Source organism: Agrobacterium sp. 22-226-1 (assembly GCF_053522345.1).
The window spans coordinates 65,122-87,024 of record NZ_JBNWCP010000013.1; the positions used below are offsets into that span (position 1 = coordinate 65,122).

The 21,903-nt window shown below is 62.2% G+C and carries 14 protein-coding genes; 10 read left to right on the top strand and 4 right to left on the bottom strand.

Annotated features, from left to right (window positions below):
- Window positions 1-2,067, bottom strand: coding sequence for a TonB-dependent receptor (locus ACQZ5K_RS20230; protein ID WP_448741210.1), 2,067 nt, complete (start codon window positions 2,065-2,067; stop codon window positions 1-3).
- A 298-nt stretch (window positions 2,068-2,365) separates the two neighbouring features.
- Here ACQZ5K_RS20230 and ACQZ5K_RS20235 point away from each other — a divergent pair, with 298 nt between their 5' ends.
- Window positions 2,366-3,142 (top strand): IclR family transcriptional regulator, encoded by a 777-nt coding sequence (locus ACQZ5K_RS20235; protein ID WP_137005956.1) that lies wholly within the window; start codon window positions 2,366-2,368, stop codon window positions 3,140-3,142.
- Between the two features lie 2 nt (window positions 3,143-3,144).
- Here the strand turns inward: ACQZ5K_RS20235 and ACQZ5K_RS20240 are convergent, their stop codons facing one another.
- Entirely contained in the window at window positions 3,145-4,446 is a 1,302-nt protein-coding gene (locus ACQZ5K_RS20240) for an NtaA/DmoA family FMN-dependent monooxygenase (RefSeq protein ID WP_137005538.1), read from the bottom strand.
- Window positions 4,447-4,659: 213 nt separating this feature from the next.
- On the opposite strand from ACQZ5K_RS20240, the gene ACQZ5K_RS20245 reads away from it, so the two are divergent.
- The 7 genes from ACQZ5K_RS20245 (at window position 4,660) to ACQZ5K_RS20275 (ending at window position 12,769) form a co-directional block, all read left to right on the top strand.
- Entirely contained in the window at window positions 4,660-5,460 is an 801-nt protein-coding gene (locus ACQZ5K_RS20245; protein WP_137005537.1) for an ABC transporter ATP-binding protein, read from the top strand.
- On the top strand, window positions 5,457-6,470 hold the full coding sequence (locus ACQZ5K_RS20250; RefSeq protein WP_137005536.1) for a FecCD family ABC transporter permease: 1,014 nt from the start codon (window positions 5,457-5,459) through the stop codon (window positions 6,468-6,470). Before ACQZ5K_RS20245 ends, ACQZ5K_RS20250 begins: the two co-directional genes overlap by 4 nt.
- An 11-nt stretch (window positions 6,471-6,481) precedes the next feature.
- Window positions 6,482-7,546, top strand: a complete 1,065-nt coding sequence (locus ACQZ5K_RS20255; RefSeq protein ID WP_137005535.1) for a FecCD family ABC transporter permease — start codon at window positions 6,482-6,484, stop codon at window positions 7,544-7,546.
- A 23-nt stretch (window positions 7,547-7,569) separates the two neighbouring features.
- Complete coding sequence (locus ACQZ5K_RS20260; protein WP_448741211.1) at window positions 7,570-8,523, top strand: ABC transporter substrate-binding protein; 954 nt, start codon at window positions 7,570-7,572, stop codon at window positions 8,521-8,523.
- Window positions 8,524-8,758: 235 nt separating this feature from the next.
- A complete protein-coding gene (locus ACQZ5K_RS20265) occupies window positions 8,759-9,598 on the top strand; it encodes a siderophore-interacting protein (protein WP_137005533.1) in 840 nt (279 codons plus the stop codon).
- The gene (locus ACQZ5K_RS20270) at window positions 9,591-9,869 is read left to right on the top strand and encodes a phosphopantetheine-binding protein (protein WP_448741212.1); all 279 of its coding nucleotides are present in this window, start codon (window positions 9,591-9,593) and stop codon (window positions 9,867-9,869) included. Before ACQZ5K_RS20265 ends, ACQZ5K_RS20270 begins: the two co-directional genes overlap by 8 nt.
- A gap of 62 nt (window positions 9,870-9,931) precedes the next feature.
- The gene (locus tag ACQZ5K_RS20275; protein WP_448741213.1) at window positions 9,932-12,769 is read left to right on the top strand and encodes a condensation domain-containing protein; all 2,838 of its coding nucleotides are present in this window, start codon (window positions 9,932-9,934) and stop codon (window positions 12,767-12,769) included.
- Between the two features lie 296 nt (window positions 12,770-13,065).
- On the opposite strand, the gene ACQZ5K_RS20280 is transcribed toward ACQZ5K_RS20275, so the two are convergent.
- Window positions 13,066-14,412, bottom strand: coding sequence for a condensation domain-containing protein (locus ACQZ5K_RS20280; protein WP_448741214.1), 1,347 nt, complete (start codon window positions 14,410-14,412; stop codon window positions 13,066-13,068).
- Between the two features lie 60 nt (window positions 14,413-14,472).
- On the bottom strand, window positions 14,473-18,921 hold the full coding sequence (locus ACQZ5K_RS20285; RefSeq protein WP_448741215.1) for an amino acid adenylation domain-containing protein: 4,449 nt from the start codon (window positions 18,919-18,921) through the stop codon (window positions 14,473-14,475).
- A gap of 81 nt (window positions 18,922-19,002) precedes the next feature.
- Between ACQZ5K_RS20285 and ACQZ5K_RS20290 the strand changes: the two genes are divergently transcribed.
- Window positions 19,003-20,178, top strand: a complete 1,176-nt coding sequence (locus ACQZ5K_RS20290) for an isochorismate synthase (RefSeq protein WP_448741216.1) — start codon at window positions 19,003-19,005, stop codon at window positions 20,176-20,178.
- Between the two features lie 18 nt (window positions 20,179-20,196).
- Window positions 20,197-21,822, top strand: a complete 1,626-nt coding sequence (locus ACQZ5K_RS20295) for a (2,3-dihydroxybenzoyl)adenylate synthase (protein ID WP_448741217.1) — start codon at window positions 20,197-20,199, stop codon at window positions 21,820-21,822.
- Window positions 21,823-21,903 lie beyond the last annotated feature (81 nt).

Consider the following 21,903-nt stretch of genomic DNA (forward strand, 5'->3'; position numbering starts at 1 on the left):
TTAGAACGTGCCGCGAATACCGACGCCAAACATACGCGGTTCGGTCATGCTCGCCTCGATGCCGCCAATTCCGCGGTTTTCCTTCATCAGCGTCGGTGCGCGCTCATCGAAGACGTTCTTGACGTAAGCGTAGAATTCAAGCTCCTCCTGGAACTTGTAGCTCGCCCGCACATCCGCAATCGTATAGGGATCAATTGCATAAACGGCCTTGTTATCCGTATCCGAATAATAACCGTCGAGATGGCGCACCTGCCCCGAAACGGTGAATTTATCCGTCACATCCCAGCTTGCGCCGACGGTGAAGCTGTAACCCGGCGACTTGGCGAATTCCTTGCCGACATAGGCCGCATTGCTGGAAATCTCGTCGATTTTCGTCTTCAGCAGACCGGCACTGGCCTTCAGTGTCAGATTGTCGAGGACCTGATAATCCACGCCGATTTCCAGACCGTAAGCATGAGCTTCTTCGGCGTTGACCGTGTAGGATTCGCTGACGCCCGTGGAGACGACGACCGGTACGTTAAACTGAGCGTTCTTCATGTCCATGTAGAACAGGTTGCCGTTTACTGTCAGCGTATCGTCCAGCAGGCTGGCGCGGGTGAACAGCTCGTAGTTCCAGATGGTTTCCTTGTCGAAGGTGCGCCATTTGCTGGTCGTCAGATCGAATGCGACGCCGCCGGGATTGTAACCGCGGCTGATCAGGCCGCCCACCGTCCAGTCGTCATTGATGGCATAGGCCAGCGACGCCTTGGGCAGGATTTCCGAGAAGGTTTCGTCATAATTGACCGAGCTTCTGCTGGTGGCGCTCAGCGTCCGGTAACCGACGCGCTGAATCTGGTCCTGCTGGTAGCGCAGACCACCCGTCAGGGTCCATTGATCGGTCAGGCGATAGCTCAACTCGCTGAAGAGGCCGAGATTGTCCTTGGTATCGTTGAAGCGCGAGGTTCCGCGCAGATAAAGCACCTCGTCGGCTTTCGTATGTGCGTAATAAATACCCGCGACACCGCTCAGCACGTCTTCCTGATCACCGAAGGTCACGCGTGTTTCGTGGGACGTGTTCTTCAGGTCGATATCGGCATCACCCGTATTCGCAATACCGACCCGGCGTTTGGCGATGGACGAGGAGAACTGTGTCTGGTTGAACAGTTTCACGCCGTTTTCGAAATCGTAATTGATGTCGAGAATGCCGGTATTGGTGTACTGGCTGAAATTCGGCATCGTCGTGGTGACGTGGTTGAGATCCTCGAAGGGGCGCGACGCCGCTTCCTGGCTCGGCCGGTTGGAGGCGTTGTAGGAATAGGTGAGCTTCGTCGAAAGACCGGGAATTTCCGACGGTTCCCACAAAAGCTTGAAGCGACCGTTGAACTCCTTGAAGTTCTGGTCCGTGCCCTCATGGGCGAATGCGGAATTGATGTAGTCGATGAAGGTATCGCGGCCGGAATAATCGATCGCCATGCGTGCCGCCAGCTCATCCTCGATCAGCGGACCGGAAAAGGCGAAGGAACCGCGCTTCTGGTGATAATTGCCGATTTCCGCCTGATAGCTGGCTTCGGGCGTAAAGGTCGGGTCCTTGGTGTTGACGAGGATCGCGCCGGCAATGGCGTTGGCGCCCTGCGAGGTGGTCTGCGGGCCGCGGAACACCTCGATGCTTTCGACATCCCAGATAGAGCTCGCGCCATAGATGAACTCGTTATAACCGAGATAATGGCCGTCGACATTGATCGTCGCGCGCGGCACCGTGCCGGTGAAGAAGGCGATGGAGCCGGTGTTCGGTCCCTGCGTGTCCTGTCCGCGAATGATCGGGGCGCTGACATTGTCGGTATAAACGACGTTCGGAATATCCTTGATCGCTTCCGATACGGTCGGGTCGCCGGTCTTTTCCTTCTTGATTTTATCACCGGTTATGACTGAGACGGACGACGCCGTGTTCTTCATGTCGCGCGCCACTTTTTCACCGGTCACGACGATCGGCTTCAGGACGGTGGTGCCCGCCGTCGCTGCCTGCTGATCCTGACCGAGAACCGGCGTCACAAACAATGTCGCCAGCGTCAGCGCGCTGACCCCGCTCATCAAACGACCGTTAGAGCTAAACCCCATCACACACCCCTAATAAACATGAGTATTAAAGTCATATTCAAGTAACGGAAGCGTTATCCGTTTCGCAATAGAGAATGCGTTCTGTATTGCGGACAAAAAGGCTTCCGTAACGGGATGTGCCAAATTTACAACAAAGTTTACCGACCGCCGCTTCCTCACCCGCAGCGTTTCGAAAGGGAACAGCATAGTTCCGTCCGCAGAAATCGATTCCGATTTCCGGCCCGATGCGTTAGGCATGCTCAACAAAACGAGGGGAACGCGCTTGAACGCCATGGATGACGATTCGGACAATCTGCCGGAAAACGAGGGCGAAAAGCGCTCTGCCCTCATTCAGTCGGTGTCGATCGCGGCGCGTTTCCTCAATCTTCTCGCCAGATCGGACAGGGCGCTGGCACTTGGCGAACTGGCCAAACGCGCCGGTACCGGCCGCTCCACCGCGCATCGCTACATGCAAAGCCTCGTGCGGGAGGGGCTGGTGATACAGGACCCCGCAAGCGGCAGTTACGATCTCGGACCCGCGGCGCTCGGAATAGGCATCAGCGCGCTCAGGCGAATCAATCCGGTCGAAACCGCCGGCCGCCAGATGAATGCGCTTGCCTCCGAGATCGGCGCCAGCTGCGGCGTGGCGATCTGGACCGAGCGCGGCCCGACCGTGGTGCGGTGGGCGAGAAGCGCCAGCTTTTCCATCAGCACCGTGGCGCTCGGCGATGTTCTGCCGCTGGACAACAGCGCCTGCGGACTGGTTTTTCAGGCCTACCTGCCGCCGGACAGGATAGCCGCCGTGCGCAGGCTGCAACCGGCCGCCTTTCGCGGCTCCCGTCCCGATGCCGGCATTCTGGAAACCATCCGCGAAGCGGGTGGCGCGGAACTCAATGAACATCTGTTCTCCGCCCTGACCGGCAAGGCCGCGCCGGTTTTCGACGCCCAGGGCGAACTCTGTTGTGTCGTCACCACCGTATCCTTCGTGGCCACCGCCGAGACCGAACGGCATTTTTCCCGGCTGATCGAAGCCGCCGGACAGGCGACGGCCGAATCCGGCGGCGCGTAAGCCTATTCGGCCAGATGCTCCGCAAAGGTGCGGCCGGAATAGGCCGTGCGGAAAAGCCCGGCATCGGCGAGCTTCGGCAACAGCCGCTCCAGCACCAGCCGCATGGACGCCACCGAACCGCCGGGCACCGCGACGAAACCGTCGATAGCACCGGCAGCAGCCCATTCACGGATGGCCTCAAGGGCATCTTCAACGGTGCCGATGATCTGCCAATGACCCGACCCCATCACTTCCGGACGCCGCAATAATTCCTCAACATTCAAGATCTCCCGCTCGATCAGCCGGCGCAGCAGGCCGGCATGGGTGCGGCTTCGCGGCGTCTCCGGCGGCGGCGGCAGGTCGGAGGCGGTAACGATCCGCGTGAGCGGCCAGTCCGTGAGATCAAGACCCGTCATATCGCGAATGGAGGCAAAGGCGCGGGCGCGGTTGGCGCGGGCATGGGTCTCCGCAAAAAGTTCCAGTGCCTCCCTGCCGGTCTCCGCAAGGTAGAGGCTGAGGCCCGGCATCAGCTTCACACCCTCGGGGTTGCGACCGTGGCCCTCTGCACGCCGCCGCAAATCCGTCCTGAGTTCGATGGCCGCCTGCATGTCCGGCGTCGAGGCAAAGACAGCGTCGGCCACTGACGAGGCGAAATCACGACCCTCGGGAGAGGCGCCCGCCTGCACCAGCGGAATGCGGCTGGCATGGGACGGCAGGTTGAGCGGGCCTTTGACGCTGAAGTGCCTGCCCTCATGCGCCACCGGATGCACCAGCGAGGAATCGGCAAACCGCCCGCTTTCCCGGTCGAGTTTGAGAGCTTCGTTCGGAAAGCTCGCCCAGAGCTGCTGCACTACCTGCGTAAATTCGGCGGCGCGCTCGTAGCGTTCCTGCGGCGAAGGCATCTCTTTCAGGCCGAAATTTTCGTGCCCCTCAAGCGCCGTGACGATATTCCACCCCGCCCTGCCGTTGCTCAGCCAGTTCAGCGACTGGATCTGGCGGGCCACCACATAGGGCGGCAGAAATGTGGTCGAAACGGTGGATAACAGCCCGACATGGCTTGTTTCCCGCGCAATGGCCGCAAGAAGCATGGTCGGGTCCATGCTGGCAAATCCGCCGCCGGTCTCTAGCCCCTCTGTGCGCAGAAAAAGCGTATCCGGCCGAAACACAAAATCCACATGGGCAGCTTCCGCACGCTGCGCCAGATCGACGAAATAGTCGCTGGAAAACACCCCGTTTATATCGCTGTCCGCGCGCCGCCATGCCTCGCCGCTGAGCCAGGTTGGGGCCAGCGACATGCCGACATGAAGCTTGGTTGCGACTGACATGATGCACCTCGACTGAAATAACCGGCAGGAAATCCGCCCGTTGAATCGGCAAATTTCGATTTGTGGAGAGTTTTACTATAGTTTAGTGTCGCTACAAGACCACACCGTCGCGCCTGCCGGAAAGAATGCTTTTTCCACGGGTTCGATATTTAAATTCAAATACTTATAAAGACCGTGCGGCGTCTCGACGCATGGGTGCATGAATAACAGGAGTTGTATCCGGTGCTTGACGCCACGGACCTTCACGCCAGCTATGGACATGTTCCCGTCCTGCGGGGGCTTTCCGCCCGCTTCCGATCCGGCCGCGTCACCGCGCTGGTCGGCCCCAATGGCTGCGGCAAGTCAACGCTGTTGAAGACCATCATGGGTTTCGTGCCTTTGTCATCGGGGGCAATAAGGCTCGGCGAGCGTTCGATCGGCGAGATCGGACGCCGCGAACTGGCGCGGCGCATCGCCTATCTGCCGCAGGAGTGCCATTGCCCTGACTATATGACGCTCGGTGAGCTGATCGAGCTTGCCGGTTACGCCCGCTACGGTCTTGCGGGCGGCCCGACCGAACGCGACCGCGCGCTTTTTGCCGAGGCGCTGAAGACCGTCGGGCTGGAAGACAAGGCGAAAGCGCAGGTCAACACGCTTTCCGGCGGCCAGCGCCAGCGCGCCTTCATCGCCATGGTGCTGGCGCAGGATACGGACGTGATCCTGATGGACGAGCCGGTCAATCATCTCGATATGAAATATCAATATGCCGTTCTCGGCCTCGTGCGCGAACTGACGGACCGGCATGGCAAGACCGTCATCGTCGTGCTGCACGATCTCAACCTAGCCTCCACTTTCGCCGATGATGTCATCATGCTGAAAGCCGGGCGGGTTCTGGCGTCCGGGCCGGTGGAAACAACGGTCACACCCGAAAATGTCGCCGAGGTCTTCGATCTCGAAGCCGATATCTTCTCCCGGCAGGGGCGGCTCATCTGCGTGCCCCGGCTGGACCGGCAGGAACAGGCCATTCCGGCATGACCCCGAAAATAACGCTGATTTTCGCCGCCGCGCTGTTGCTGGCTGCCATCCTCGCCATCAATCTGCTGGTAATGTCAGGCGACATGCCGCCTGCCGAAATCCTGGCGACGCTCTGGCGCGGCGAGGCCGACAGCTATGAGCAGTCGGTGCTTCTCTATCAGCAAATCCCACGCTCGCTGATTGCCATCTATGTGGGGGCGACGACGGCCGTCAGCGGTTGTGTGCTGCAGGGGCTTGCACGCAACCCCCTCGCCTCGCCCTCCACCCTGGGGCTGAATGCCGGCGCGACGCTTTTTGTGATTGCCGGCGCGCTGGTGTTCGATTTCTCTCCGGAAATACAGGGCCTTGCCGCACTCGCGGGCGCTGGCTTCGGTTTTGCCGCCTGCTTCGTCGTCGCGCGTCTCGCCGGGAGGGCGAACGATCCGCGCGGCCTGTCGCTCATCCTTTCCGGCGCGCTGGTTTCCATGCTGCTGATCGGCGTGACCAACGCCCTGCTTCTCTCCAACCCCACACGCCGCGCCGAGTTCCTCAGCTGGGTGGGCGGCAATATCAACCACGTCTATGCCGAGCGCCTGTTCGATTTCTGGTGGATCGGCGCAATTGCGCTCGTCATATTGTGGGCGGTCGCCCGGCCGCTGACGCTGGTTCTGCTGGGCGCGGAAAAGGCCTCCTCCGCCGGTGTGAATGTCACGCGTATTTCCCGGCTCGCGCTCTTCGCCACCATGCTGGCCTCGGGTTCGGCGGTGGCGATCTGCGGCCCCATCGGTTTTGTCGGCCTCATCGTGCCGCATATGATCCGGCCGCTGGTTGGTGTGAATTTCACGCTTGCCCTGCCGGCCTCTGCGCTTGTCGGTGCAGGCCTCTGCGTGCTGGCCGATCTTGGCGCGCAAACCCTGTTTGCGCCCTATGTGGTGAATACCGGGCTGTTCATGGATCTGCTCGGCGGCCTCGTCTTCATCGTCATCGTCAAGCGCTTCTATCTGTCGCCTTCGGCGAGGGGGCTGTCATGAAGGGGGCTTTCATGAAACGGCATTTCGCTACCGACGGCAAAGCCGTCCTCCGGCTACCGAGCGGCCTGCAGATCGGCATCGGCAATCTGAAGGCCGGTCTTGCGCTGCTTGTGCTGGCATTGGCGCTCGCCGCCCTGTCCGTCAGCCTCGGCAATACCGAAACGGGCCTCGCCGATCTCCTGCGCGGGCTTGCCGGCAGGCACCTCGGCGACGATCAGGCCTATGCGCTGTGGACGGTGCGACTGCCGCGCATTCTGCTCGGTTTCATGGCCGGCTGGAGTGTGGCGCTGGCAGGCGCCATGCTGCAATCCGTCGCCCGCAATCCGCTCGCCGATCCCGGCCTGTTCGGTCTGAGCCAGGGGTCGATGACCACCATCATGCTGCTTCTGGTGCTGGTGCCGACCGCACCCAAGACGCTGGTGGCGCTCGCGGCCGTCGGCGGCGGTCTGGCCGTCGCCTTTCTTCTCATCGCCCTCGTCGGGCGGGAACGCTCGAGCGGCCTTGCCATATTGCTGATGGGCATCGCAATTGAATCGGCGCTTTCCTCCGTCTCCTCCGTGCTTCTGCTCTACACACCGGCCGAAACCTCGCTGTCGCTGGCCGACTGGATGGCGGGTTCGCTGTTTCAGGCAAGCTGGTCCACCATCCTCGTTTTTGCGCCCCTTTTCGCCGCAAGCCTTGTGGGCATTTTTCTCATCGGCCGGGCGCTCGCGGTCTTCGATCTCGGCAATGAAATGGCCATGGCGCTCGGTGAAACCGTCAGGCATTCGCGCCCACTCGTCATTGTTTTTGCGGTCATCCTCAGCGCCTCCTCGGTTACCGCCGTCGGCCCGCTGACCTTTCTCGGCGTTATCGCCCCGCATCTCGCCACCTTCGTTTCGCCCGCCGTCGGCCGCGCCAGGCTTTTCCTGTCGGGGCTTACCGGCGGCATTCTGGTCGTCACGGCCGATACGCTGTCGCGCGGGCTGGTGGCCGATACGCCGATGCCGATTGGCCTTGCGCTGACGCTGATCGGCGTGCCGCTTTTCATCCTCACGCTGCGCCTTCAGGCGCTGCGCAGAACCAATAGCCACTGAAGACATCGAATAAAGGGAATGCCATGCGAATTGCCATGCTCATCGCCGCACTTCTGGCCGCCGGAACGAGCCTCGCCGCCGAGCGCAGCGTGACCGACGCCGCCGGCCGCAGCGTCTCCGTTCCTGAAAAGCCGCAGCGGATCGCCGTCATGCACGAGCCGCTGCTCGGCGTGCCGCTGATGGATCTCGACGCCAATGTGGTCGGCGCCTATGGCCGCAACAGCGACGGCAAATTCGCCACCGCCATCGATTTCGTCGACACCGTGCTCGGTGAAGGCCGTACGAAACCGAAGGGTTTCGGCGCGGTCGGCCAGATCGACCTCGAAAAACTTCGGGCGCTGCAACCGGACCTGATCGTCGCCACGGAAATGGATGGCGGCAAGGCCGAACAACTCTCCACCGTCGCCCCCGTCTATCTGCAAAAGGTCAGCACCGGCCATGCCTATGGTTTCAGCGTCGAAGAAAACCTTGCCGCCCTGGTCGGGCGAAGCGATGTCTTTGCCGAGCGCCGGAAGACCTATGACACGAAGCTCGCCGCCGTCAAAAAGACGCTGGGCGACGATATCAAGGGCAAAACCTATCTCGCAATCCTGCTGACCGACCAGATCAATGCGGTGGGCGACATGTCCGGCGCGGTGCAGGCATTGGAGGATCTGGGTTATAGCCGCCTGAAGATCGACAACGCCGCCTCTTCGGGCGGAATGGGCTCGACCCTGATGATGCCGCTGAGCGCCGATGCCTTCGGCAAGCTCAATCCCGATCTGCTGGTGGTGATGAACAGCTATACCAGCCCCGCCCGCGGCGAGGCCGGAACGCGCGCCGCCCTTGAAAAGATCATTCCCGGCTGGGAGCGTTTCGTAAAACCGGCGCGCGAGAAAAGGATCGTTTTCCTCGATTCCACCAGGGTCACGACGCCTTCAATCCCGAGCGCCCTGCACACACTGGATGAAGTGGAAAGCTGGGCAGACCGCCGCTGAACGGCGTTATCCAAAGCCAATCCCGGCACGATTTATGTGCCGGGTATAAACTTGAGTTTTTGGAGAAAGTTATATTGCCGGGGCCGAAACCGCCTGTTATGGTTCGCGCATCTTGACGCAACGACGCCGGAATGTCGCGCCGGACGAGACTCCCCAATGCGCGATCGTCCGGCACGCCGACCCGGGACAGCGAAACCGCCGAACCCGTCGGCGATATCCCAGGAAAGACAACAGCATGAGCATGCCAGAAACCGTAGATTCCCCCATTCCGGACCGCACTCCCAAACGCCATCGCCACGCCGTCGCGCTGCGCGCGCTCAATGTCGCGCGCGTCGAAAAGCTCAGCCGGTCCATGGTCCGCATCGTCCTGACCGGGCCGGAACTGGAGGGCTTTGCGAGCCTCGGTTTCGACGACCACGTCAAGATGTTCTTTGCCCAGCCCGGCGAAACCGAGCCGAGCCTGCCGGTGATCGGCCCGAACGGCATTGAATTCCCGGAAGGTGCGCCGCGCCCGCTGGCGCGCGACTACACACCGCGCAGCTTCGACGTCGAAAAGGGCGAACTCGCCATCGATTTCGCCATCCATCACGACGGCCCCGCCAGCAACTGGGCGAAAGCCGCCAAAGCGGGTGACAAAGCGTGGATCGCCGGTCCGCGCGGCTCTTTCACCGTTCCCTTCACCTACGACTGGCATCTGCTGATTGCCGACGATACCGGCCTTCCCGCGCTGGCGCGGCGGCTGGAGGAAATGCCTGAGGGCACCCGCGTCGTGGCGCTGATCGAGGTCGAGACGGATGCCGACCGGCTGGAACTCACGACGAAGGCGGTTGCGTCTATCGTCTGGGTGACGCAGAGGACGGAGAACGGAACCGACCACGACACGCTGGTGGGCGCGCTGCGCAAGCTCGACCTGCCGAAGGGCGATTTCTTCAGCTGGGTCGCCTGCGAATCGAAGGCTGCAAAGGAGGTTCGCGCCCTTCTGGTCGAAGAATTCGGCGCCAACCCCAAATGGACTCGTGCTTCCGGTTACTGGCGGCGCGGCGCCAGCGGCGTTCACGATCATTTCGATGAATGAACCGGCAATCGCGGCGGACGCCATGCCGGAGGCGGAAATGATGATGACGGAACTCAAGGCCCTCATCGCCAGGGTTCTCGACGATGAAGTGCGCGACATCGAACCGGGGGACAACCTGTTCGGTCGCGGGCTTCATTCGCTTGCTCTCATGCGGCTGATGCCACCGCTTTCCCAGCTTGCCGGGACACGGCTCGATTATGAGGATCTGGCCCGGCAGCCCACGCTTGCCGCCTGGCAGGCGCTCATCGAACGGTCGCGCGCGGGACATTGATCCCACGACACAGCACTTTTCGCGCCGGAGCGCGATTCCCGAATATTTCCAAGGAGAGGACCATGGCAGCAGACAATACGCGTATGCTCGCACGTCGCATCGAAGAAACTTTCGACAGGGGGGATGCAGCCCCGCCGAGCCAATACGAAGAACGGGTCTGGTTCGAGCAGTTTCAGGATCCCGATCAGGTCTTCCGCACCCTTCTCGCCTATCGCATCGGTGAAGAGTGCGATCTGCTGCGTCTGACCTCGGCGCTGAAGACGGTTTGTGAGGTCTGGCCCGAACTTCGTGCACGCTTTGCCTTCGGCGAGGACGGCACGCTTGCCAAGAGCATCGAGGCCCCGTCCGCATCCATCGTGCAATTGCTGCATGTTCAATCGGCGGGCGAGGCCCTGACCTTGCTGCACGACCTGCAGGCAAGGCCCTTCGATGCCGAGACCGACCCGCCGTTTCAGGCCGTCGTGCTTTTGAGCGAAGGAGAAATCCTGCTCGCATTTCTGGTCCACGGCCTGCTCGGCGAAGTCCTCTCGCCGCAAATCCTGCTGGAAGGCATTACGGCGGCCTATGCCGGTGAGACACCGAAACCGCTTTCGCCGCGCGCGGTCGAAAGTAACAGTGTCGACCCGCTTCCGCTCGGCTGGCTGCAACGTCCGGCCTCCGGCTCGACCGTCGTGGCGCTGCGGCAAAACGGGATCGACAGGCCGGCGAGCCACGGCCACGGCGTCGATCTTCCCGCCACCATGCTCGGCCTCAACAGTTCCACGGCGACGAATGCGCTTCTGGCCCGCGCCGGATCGCGTTTTGCCCTTTTCCTCGCGAAAACCGGCGGTCCCGAGACAGTAACCCTGCGCCTGCAGCCCGGTGTCGGCGCTTTAATGCCGATGTCAGCCGAGGCTGCGGCACGGGTAGCGATCTCCCGCGACCAAACGCCCGAACAGGCTGAAAAAGCCGTGCTGTCCGGTCTGGAGCAGCGAAACGACAATGAAGGCGGAACCGCCACCTTCACGTTGCAGGCGCTTGCGACACCCGTTCAGGCCATATCGGAGCATGGGCTCCAGTTTGAGCACCTGCCCCTGCCCTCCCTGCAATCCGGTCTCGGCCTGACGCTTGCCGCCGGTCCGACAGCCGCCGGAGATATCCGCCTCGAACTGACGGGCGGAAGGGAGACATCGCCGCATGCGACGGCCTTCCTGCTGGAGCGCTTCGTCAGCCATCTCGAAGGCGGCGCTGATTTTTCCGACATCGTCCCTCAAAACGCCGTGGCGACACCGCAGCAGGCAGCCCTTTCGAGCGCTGCTTCCAGTGAGAGCGACGACGACACCGTCGCAACGATCCTTGCGGAATTCCGTGAAGCGCTCGTCTCGCCCGGCATGGGGCCGGATGACGATTTTTTCGATTTCGGCGGCCATTCGCTGATTGCGACGCGTATCATCGGACGTCTTCTCAGCAATCACGGCATTGAGCTGCGCTTCAACGACCTGTTCAGCTACCCGACCGCCGCTTCGCTCGCAAAACAGGCGACCCGGCTCGAAACCGCAGCACCCGCGCAGGCTGAGGCGACGGCGAGCGGCTCGCTCACCGCACCGCTTTCGCTGGCGCAGATGTCGCTCTGGAAGGCCTATGCCGCCTTCGGTTTCGGCGAAATCTTCAACATTCCTTTTGCGCTCGATTTCCTCGATCCCGTGGATGAGAATGCCTTCGAATGCGCCTTCCTCGATATCATCGAGCGCCATCCCGGCCTGCGGACCCATTTCTACGTCGAAGACGATACGGTTCTGCAAAAGATCGTGCCGATGCACGACCTGCCCGGTTACAAATGGTTCTGGACCAGCGAAGAAAGCGAAGGGGTGGACCGGCACGCGGAGGCCGGCTGGCGGTTCGATCTTGCGCGTGAACTGCCGATGCGGCTGCGCTTCCTTAAGGATGCGCAGACCGGCCGCCAGGTGCTTTCCTTCCTTTTCCATCACATCGTGCTCGACGAATGGTCGGTGAACCTGATGATGGACGAGCTGACCGAGGCCTACCGGGCAAGGGCGGCGGGCAAGGCCCCGGTCTTTGCCACCAAGCCGGCGCCCTTCCATGAATTTGCGAGAAAACAGGTCGCGTCAGGCGTCAATGCCGGCCACCTTGCCTATTGGACCGATATGCTGCGGGATGCGCCGAAAGGCCTTACCCTCACCGGACAGGATGGCACGCCGCACGAGACATCGCAGGACGAAGCGCCGGCAGGCGGCTGGATTGAATTCAAGCTGGAAAAACATGTCAGCGACGGGCTTTACGCCATTGCCAAGCAGAACAGCGCCTCGCTGTTCAACGTGGTTTACGCCGCCATTGCCGCATCGCTGCGCCATCTCGGCGGGCTGAGCGATCTCGTGGTCGGCACCTCAGCTTCAGGCCGCACCGATAGCGGTTATTTCGATACGATCGGTTATTTCACCACGGTTGTCGCCCATCGCGTGCGTTTCGGCGAGACCATGACCGTCGGCGACCTGATTTCTTCGGTGAAGAACACCATCAACGGCTCGCTGGAACACAGCGAAATCCCCATCGATCTCGTCGAGGAAGCGCTGGGCATGACGCCCGGCCGCGACCATCTGTTCGAGGTATTCATCCAGATCCACGCCAAGAACAAGCTGAACGGCACCCTGGCCGGGCCGGATGGCAAGCCGGTGGAGTTCCGCCAGATCGACCCCGACAAGCATGAATCCATGCTGGGGCTGCAATTCGAGGTGATGGAAGAGACGATCGGCGGCGAGCGCTCCATTCGCGTGCTGATGAGCTACCGTTCGGACCGCTATGGCCCGCAGGACGTCGAGCGGCTGCGCAACACCACCAGCGGCGTCTTCAGCCGCTTTGCCGAAGCCGGCGCTTCGAGCCGCGCGCTGACAACGCTCGCCTGAGCTGGAATTGGGCAGGAAAAACCCGGCTTCGCTTAGCGGAGCCGGGTTATTTTTTGCCTGTGAACGCTGATGAGAATGTATTGGCGCGGCCGCGCCGTCACCCCGGGCTTGGTCCGGGGTCCAGTGCGATCAAGTCCTTGATCGCGAGAGAGTCCTTTCACGGCGCAGACGCGCCGTGGCTGGATGCCGGATCTAGTCCGGCATGACGGAAAAGGGACTATCCGTCTTTATCGGCAACGTATGCCCGGCCTCACACTCTGAAGCCGGCCTGGCATTCACCCACAGGCGTCCCCCCTTCAAACCGCCAGACGGAACGCCATGGACGCCTCAGCCGCCGCAAGCGTCAGCGCCTCCTCGCGCAGCATGGCATCGAGGAACAATGGCAACTCCTCGCGGTAACGGGCGAAATCCTCCGCTTGCGTCAGCACCGAATCCGCATCGATATGCAGGTTCAGCTCGCTGCCGTCATCTTCGCCACGGAAGGTCAGGTTGAACCCGTCGCCGGGACCGTTGGCGAGAATGTGCCTGACAACGATAAGCCCGGCAAAGACCGGCGCGCTGAAGGGCAGGACATTGATGAGCGGCGAGAAGAAGAAGCGCCGGCCCTTCGGGATTTCCCGGTCGGCGGCGATCTGCTCGATGCGGTAGCGGCCATGCAGGCGCTGCTTTCGCAGATTGGCGGCGTTGCGCGTCAGAAATGCGCCGAGGCTCTCGCCCGGCTCGATGGCGAGATGGAAGGGCAAAATATTGACGAGCATGGCCGGCATATGCGCGCCGACGCTGCCCCAGCGGCTCATGAAGGGCAGCCACAAGGTCAGCACATCGCGATCCGGCCGCGGCAGGACACGGTGGAGATAAAGGCCGGATAGCAGCACCAGAAGGTCCGGCCAGCCGATCTCCATTGCGCCCGCCACCTGCTGCAACCGCGTGCTGAAACCCTGCGGCAAGGCCGCGTCCGTATGCAGGCCGCCGCCGCCATAGTCCTCGCAATCCTTGTTCAGCACCGGCAAATCGGCGGGTGCGGCAAGATAGGCCGCCCAGAAATCGCGGTCCTTTTCAAAACGCCGGCTTTGCTTATAGGCATCCTCTTCGGCAAGGAAATCGCCGAATGGGTGGAAATCCGGACCAGCTTCGCCTTTGCCGCAATAGTGCCCGTAAAGCTGGCCGCAGCGCTGCTCAACCAGCGTCAGGCCATAACCATCCACGACGATATGATGGGCGCGGATGTACCAGAGATAACGATCGTCGGCGATACGGTAGAGCAGCTGCGCCGAAAGCCTGTCGGTTCTGAGATCGAGCCTTGCTTCCACATCCGCGTTCATGCGCCGCAGCGCCTCTTCCAGAGGAGCGGCATCGCCGCGGAGATCGACAAGCTCCACCACCGGGGCATGGCTTGGATCGCAGCATTGCTGCGGCGTCTCGCCGTCCTCGCCGATGCGGAAACGGATCGACAGGACTTCGGATTCGCGCACGGTGCGTTTGATCGCCTCGATGAGCGCGCTTTCATTCACCGCACCGGAAAGATCGATGTAATGGGCGACGGTGGAAACCGGCTCGTCGGGATGGAAGGAAAACTCCTCCCAGAAATCGAGTTGCGGCTGCGTCAGTGGAAGCCAGCCGCCGGCAGGATCGATATGCGCCATCTGTTTTTCCTTGCACAATTTCCGTTATCGGGCGCGAAGTGCCGCCCGAAATGATTGGGTTCACGCCGCCCGGGCGGCCAGGAGCGAAGTCACCTGTCTGGCGTTGCGGCACCGCAAAAGCTGCTGCGGTGTGAGCTCCACGCCGAAGGCAGTGCGGATTTCAGCCGAGACTGTTTTCAGATGCGAAGGCAGAAGACCGAGCGCCAGCAGGTCGCTGTTTTCATCCACATTCGCCGGTTTTTTGCCCAGCACGCCGAGATAGATATCCAGCACCCGGCGGTCGCCCTGATCGACGGCGGGAGCCGCAGGGGCGGAGATTTTTGCCGGTTCCGCAGCACCGGTCAGCAATTCGCGGGCGCGACGGCGATCCGGCTTGCCATTGGCCGAGAGCGGCAGATCGTCGACCTTGAGAAACCGGCCCGGCACATGCGATTCCGGCAGATGCTGGCGGGCAAAATTGCGCAGATCGGCGGTCGACAGATCAAGGCCCGGTGCAACGACGTAAAGCACGCCGATGGCCGCCTCGCCCTTTTGTTCGACGCCGTAATCCACCACCAGAACCCGCTGGATGGAAGGATGGCGGATAAGCTCGTTTTCCACATCCGGCAGCGAAACGCGCACGCCGCGCACCTTGACGTAACCATTGACGCGGCTGGCAAACATGATCTTGCCATCCGGCCGGTAACGGCCCCGGTCTCCGGTGCGGAAGGCGCGCACGGGGTTTCCTTCCGGATCGGCAACCGTCACGAAATCCGTCTGGGTAATCGCGCCATCTTCGAGATAACCGATGGCCACATTCACGCCGGCCGTATGGATGCGGCCAACGACACCGGCCGGGCAATGGCCGCCCTGATCGTTGAGGACGAAATATCGATTGGCGGGCAGCGGGTGGCCATAGGGCACGGCCGCCACATCTTCCGCAACGATCTCGTGCCAGATGCTCCAGATCGTGGTTTCCGTCGGCCCGCCGAGCGATATCAGCCGCAGGCCGGGCTTCAATCTGCGAAGCTCTTCGATAATCATCGGCTTGATGTAATCGCCGCCCTGCGCGACGAGCCGCAGCGAAGCAAGCTGGTCGCCACGGCGGCAGGAGAGAAGCATTTCGAGAATGGCCGGCACCGAGCACCAGAGCGTGACGCCATGCTCGGCCACCAGTTCGTTCCAACGCACCGCATCCTTTTCCTCTCCCGGTTCCGGCAGCACCAGCGTCGCCCCCGCGACAAGCGCGCCGAAAACATCGAAGACGGACATGTCGTGATGCAGCGGCGTGACGGAGATCAACACATCGCCATCCGTCACCGCCCATTCCGCAAGTGTGCTGCCGATGACATTGGCCGTGGCGCGGTTGGAAAGCACGACGCATTTCGGTTTGCCCGTCGTGCCCGACGTGTAGAGATAATAGGCAGGCTCTTCGCTTCGGGAAAGCGCCGCTACCTCCGCCATGCTAACGTGTGCGCCAGCCGGTGCGGGTGCGGACAGAAGCGCCGCCGGATCGACAGCGTCGAAACCCTGCGGAACGCTGCGGGCGACGATGATCGCCGGGCTGCAATTGGTCAGCAAATAGCGCAGGCGATCTTCCGGCGAGCCGGCATCGACCGGCACCCAGACCGCACCCATCAGCGCTGCGGCGAGCGTGATGGCCGTATGTTCCGGGCTGCGCGGCAGGCACACGGCCACGACATCGCCGCGGCCGATGCCGCGCGCCTTAAGGCCCGCCATCGCCCCTGCCACCATCTGACCGAGTTCGCCATAGGCGATGCGCCGCTTGCCGCTGACGAGCGCCGTGCGCGACGGGTCGCCCTCGAAAAGATGGCCGGCGATCCGTTCCAGAAATGGCGGGCAGACGAAGTTTCCTTCGTCGCCGTTCAGCCGGTAGTGGGACAGGTCGACAATATCGCGTGCGTTGAAGGAGAAAGCGCCGCTATCGGCGATCGCGACAATAGCACGCTCGATGGCTGCGAGAATATCCGCCACCATCGCCGCATCGATCGCCTGCTCGGCATAGTCGATATCGAGCACGAGATCGCCCTGCGGATTCTGCGAAAAGCGGAAATCCAGCGCCACCTGTGGCGTCTGGGTTAGCCCGCCGGTCCATTGCATCGTCGACTCGGACGAAAGCGTCGGCCAGGTCAGACCGTTGGTGATCACCACCGGTAAGGCGAGCCCGCCCGGATTGGCATTGAGAAGCACACGATTGAGATCGATACCCGAAAAGGCGAGATGGTTCAGCCCTTCCAGCACATCCGTCTGGAGGCCCGCCGCCCGCTCCGCAAAGCTATTCCTGGCCGCATCCCATTGAATGGCGATGAAGCTGGAGCGGTTGGCGAAGGCGCCTTCCACCTGCGGCGCGATGGGAATGCCGACGACGAGCGCGCCTTCGTTGAGCCAGAGCGAGAGCACATCGAGAATAACGGCCGTCAGCGCCGAATTCTTGAACAGCCGCTCTTTCGCACCGATGCGTGAAAAGGCGGTGAAACGCTGTTTTTCGACAGTCAGGCTCCGGCGGCTGTAACGCGAGGTTGGAATGGTTTCGAGCGGTGCTTTCCACGGCAGTTGCGAGGGCACCTCGGCGTCTTTCAACTTTTCAGCCCAATAGGCGGCATCCCCGGCACGGGCCGCCGAGATATCCTCCTTCGGCGTTCCGGCCGTTGCGGCGGTTTCCGGCGGCACGACACCATCGAAGAGTTCCGCCGCGAGGCTGGCAATGGCCCGCCCATCAAGGATAAGCGCGTCGAAACGCAGGAAGACCACGATTCTATGCCCCGTCGGCCCTGCATCCGGCATAAGAAACACCGTGACCTGCCATGGCGAGGCTGCGAGATCGAAATGTGCATGGGAAAAATCCCGTCGCACCGTGTCGATCCTTGCCTCGGCTTGCGGAAGAGACAGGGCCGAAAGATCGACGAGATCGAGATTGATCTTCGGCTCGTCGGAGACCATCTGCACCAGCCGTCGCTCATCGATGCGGGTGCGCAGGCTTTCATGTCTCGCGACCATCGCGGCAAGCCGCGACCGCAGCAGTTCCGGGTCGATATCGCCCCGATATTCGCGGAACTCCTGCATGGCCACGCCGCTCAGCGGCAGATGGGTGCCGCGCCCGAGCAGATAGGCCTGTTGCAGGGGTGAGAGGGGACGTTCCATGGGTTTTCCTTTTGCCTCGGCTGCCGTTTCCGACCGCTTCGCGACCAATCGCTCCACGCTTTCGCAAGCGAGATCGGGGCTTTCCGCGATCCGCCGGAGAAGAGCGACGTAGGTTTCGAACAGGGCGCGCAGCCAGCGTTCCGGCAGCGCATCGAGCCGCACATCCCAGTTGATCAGCAACCCGCCATCCAACGCCGCTACCTGCGCATCCAGCGCCACCCCCGGCCCCTGCGAGACGGTGTGGACCATCGGACCGAACACCCGCCCGACCCGTTCCGAAAACAGCTCCCCGCCCGGAAGATCGACCCCGGCGGTGAAAACCACCGGCGAGGTCTGCAAACCACCGCGCTGGCGGGAGAGATCGCGCATGACGCTGACGCCCGGATAGGACTGGTGTGCGAGAAGCCCGTTCATCTCATCAAACAGCCGACCAAGCAGCGCATCGAGCGTTTCTTCAGGCCTGATATCGACGCCGAGCATGAGCACGTTGGAAAATTCGCCGACGATTTCATCGACCCCTTGCAACAGCGGTGCGCGCCAGAAAGCCGGCACGGAAAGCCGGAATTTTTCCGCCCTCGACGCCTGAGACAGCGCCAGTGCGAAAACGCCCAGCAGAAGGGTCGATGTCGTCACGGAAAAACGCCGCGCTGTCCGCTCCAGGCTGCCGCGCTCCGCCGCAGAAAGCAGCGTGGCGAGCCGGTCCGTGTGAACGGCGCGCAAGGGGTCATCGGACAGAAACGGCAGCGGCGGAGCGTCCGGAACATCGGCAAGCCGTTGCCGCCACCACAGGCGGTCCCTTTCGCGCAGGCCCCTCAAGTCCGGGTCGGACATGAGACGTTCCGCCCAGTCGAAAAACGACGGGGTCACCGGTTCGAAAGTCCGGGTTTCGTCTGCGTCTGTCGCCGTTTCGTAAAAGCGGGCAAGGTCTTCCATCACGATCCGCACGCTGGCCGGATCGACGGCCAGCATGTCTGTGTCCACATGCAGACGGCAACGTCCCTCCGGCAACAGGCTGAGCGAGATCGCCGCCGGTGCGGCAAAGCGAAGATCGGCCCGGCGATGGCTCCATTCCTCGCGCTTCGCCTCAAGACGGCGTGCAAGCGCATCCGAATCAAGCGCGGCCATGTCCTCCACATCGAGGCTGAGCGGCCGACCGGCAGGATCGACGGACTGATGGCCTTCAGCATCGATCCTGAGGCTCAGCATGGGGTGACGCCGGCAGAGCCTTTCGACGGCAACGGCCAGTTTTTTCGCATCCAACGCCTGCCCGTCGAATTCGAGGCAAAGATGCGGCGTAACTTTCCCGAGTATTCCATCCGCCTCGCGGCCGACCCAATAGGCCACCTGCATCGGGGTTAAATTTAGCATGTGAGTTTGTACCGGTTGACAAAACATGATTAGCATACTCAAGTATAAGCCATCGTCAACCACTCGCACAGGAGGCATCCCATGAAAACGGGAGCACTCAGGACGAATGACGTCGAATCCGACGAAATTACTGAATTTAATAGAGAATTTCTGTTCACTTCCGGCAGCGGGCAATTGCGCGCCAAGGGCATTCGCGAAAAGATAGCGATTCCTGCCCGGGGCGGCGAAGACATTGCCAGCCCGCTGCAGCAGGCACTGGCCGGCGCGTTCGAGCGTGCGCAGCGGGAGGGACAGGAGAACCCAATCGCCATCGGCGCGATCCCCTTCGATGTCAGCGAACCCTCATGCCTATATATCCCATACAACTATGAATGGAATTCCAAGGATGCGGAGCCGATCGTCGCCGATTCGGCCATGCCCGCCCTTGTCGGCCAGAACAGCCTGCCGGACGAGAGCGGTTTCAAGCATGCCGTCGAACATGCCATCGTCAATTTCCGCCATTCCGAAGTACGCAAGGCGGTGCTTTCCGTCATGCGTGAACTGACTTTCGCCTCCGAGGTCAATGTCGAAAGATTGCTGGCGAGTCTGGCCAAACAGAACCGCGAAGGTTACCAGTTCCGCATTCCGCTGCCCGATGGCGGCGACCTGATCGGCGTCAGCCCGGAACTTCTTATTCGCAAGCAGGGCGAGAAAATCACCTCGAACCCGCTGGCGGGATCGGCAAAACGCATGGTCGATCCGGCAGCCGACAAGGCCAATGCGGATCGGCTCTCGGCCTCGGAAAAGGATCATTACGAGCATAGCCTTGTCATCGAGGATATCCGCTCGCTGCTTTCGCCGGTCTGCGCGGAACTCGATGTTCCCGAAAAACCCTCCCTCATCAACACGGCGGCGCTCTGGCATCTTTCGACCCGCATCGAAGGCCGTCTCGCCGATCCGGAAACCAACGCGCTGCAGCTTGCCTGCATGCTGCACCCGACGCCAGCCGTCTGCGGCTTCCCCACCGAGCGCGCCCATCGCCTCATCCGCTTCGTCGAGCCTTTCGAGCGCGGCCTCTTCACCGGCATGGTCGGCTGGACGGATTCGCAAGGAAACGGCGAATGGGTAGTGACCATCCGTTGCGGCACCGTGCAGCGGGAAACCGTGCGGCTCTTCGCCGGCGCGGGCATCGTGGAGGCCTCGGAGCCCGAATCCGAATGGGCCGAGGTGCAGACCAAGCTCAAGACCATGCTGAACGCCTGCGGTCTTGCGGCCTAATTTTTCCAGGGACAAACCATGACAATCGAATTCCAACGCTGGCCCGAGGATTTCGCTCGCCGATACCGCGAACGCGGCTACTGGATCGACCGGCCGCTGAGCGGCATTCTCGCCGAACAGGTGGAGCGCCGGCCGGACGCCACGGCACTGATCTGCGGCGACCGTCGTTTCAGCTACGCCGATCTCGACCGGCAATCCTCCAATCTGGCCGGACATCTCTCCGCCGCAGGCATCGGCAGGGGTGATACGGCGCTGGTGCAATTGCCGAACATAGCCGAGTTCTATCTCGTCTTTTTCGCGCTCATCAAAATCGGCGCTGCCCCCGTCAATGCGCTTTTCAGCCATCGCCGGCTGGAAATGACCTCCTATGCGGAGCAGATCGCGCCGAAGCTGGTGATCGCCTCGCGCAGCCACGAGCTTTTCGCCGATGACATATTTGTGGAGGCGCTGAAGGCGGCCTCTCCAGAGCTTGCCGTGACCCTGCTGCTCGGCGAAACCGATCCGCAGCGAAGCCTGGAGCAGAAGCTGGCCGCACCGGCCGAAAATCCACCGGCTTACGCCCCTTCCGCCGCCGATGAGGTGGCGCTGTTCCAGCTTTCCGGCGGCAGCACCGGAACGCCGAAACTGATCCCCCGGACGCATAACGACTACGACTACAGCGCCCGGGCCAGCGCGGAGATTTGCGAACTTTCGCCGCAGACCCGCTTCCTCTGCGCCATTCCGGTGGCGCATAATTACCCGATGAGCTCACCCGGCGCGCTTGGGGTGTTCCACGCCGGCGGTGCGGTGGTCATGGCCGCCAATCCGGAGCCGCTCGCCTGCTTCGATCTGATCGAAAAACACGGCGTCGATATCGTGCCGCTGGTGCCGCCGGCGGTGGCGCTGTGGCTGCAGGCGGCTCCCGCCCATCGCGAACGGCTGAAGTCGCTCAAGCTCCTGCAGGTCGGCGGCGCAAGCTTCGCCGAAGCGCTCGCCCGCCAGGTGCCGGAGGTGCTGGGCTGCGATCTGCAGCAGGTGTTCGGCATGGCGGAAGGTCTCGTGAACTACACCCGCTTCAATGACCCCGACCATATCGTCTCCACCACGCAAGGCAGGCCGATCAGCCCGGACGACGAAATCCGCATCGTCGACGAGGATGGCAACGACGTGCCCGAGGGCGAAGCCGGCATGCTGGCGACCCGTGGTCCCTACACGTTCCGGGGCTATTACCGCGCCCCCGAACACAGCGCCCGGGTCTTCGACAAGGATGGCTACTATTATTCCGGCGACGTCGTGCAGCGCACGCCCGAAGGTTATCTGCGGGTCGTTGGCCGGGTGAAGGACCAGATCAATCGCGGCGGCGAAAAGGTCGCTTCGGAGGAGGTGGAAAACCTCATCCTGCGGCATCCGGATGTGACGCACGCGGCGCTGGTGGCGATGCAGGACGAACTTCTCGGCGAAAAAAGCTGCGTCTTCGTCGTGTCGCGCAATCCCGCGCTCAAGGCGCCGGCCATCCGCCAGCATCTCGCCGGTCTCGGCGTCGCAGACTACAAGCTGCCGGACCGCGTGCGCTTCATCGAGGCCATGCCGCTCACCGCCGTCGGCAAGATCGACAAGAAGCGCCTACGCGATCTGCTGACAGCCCCCGTCGCCATCAGCGCCTGACAAGCAGCGCCAACCGAAAGGGACGCTCAAAAGGGCGTCCCCAATTCCAAACATTACGCGCCGCCCGAGCCGGCGCAGCAA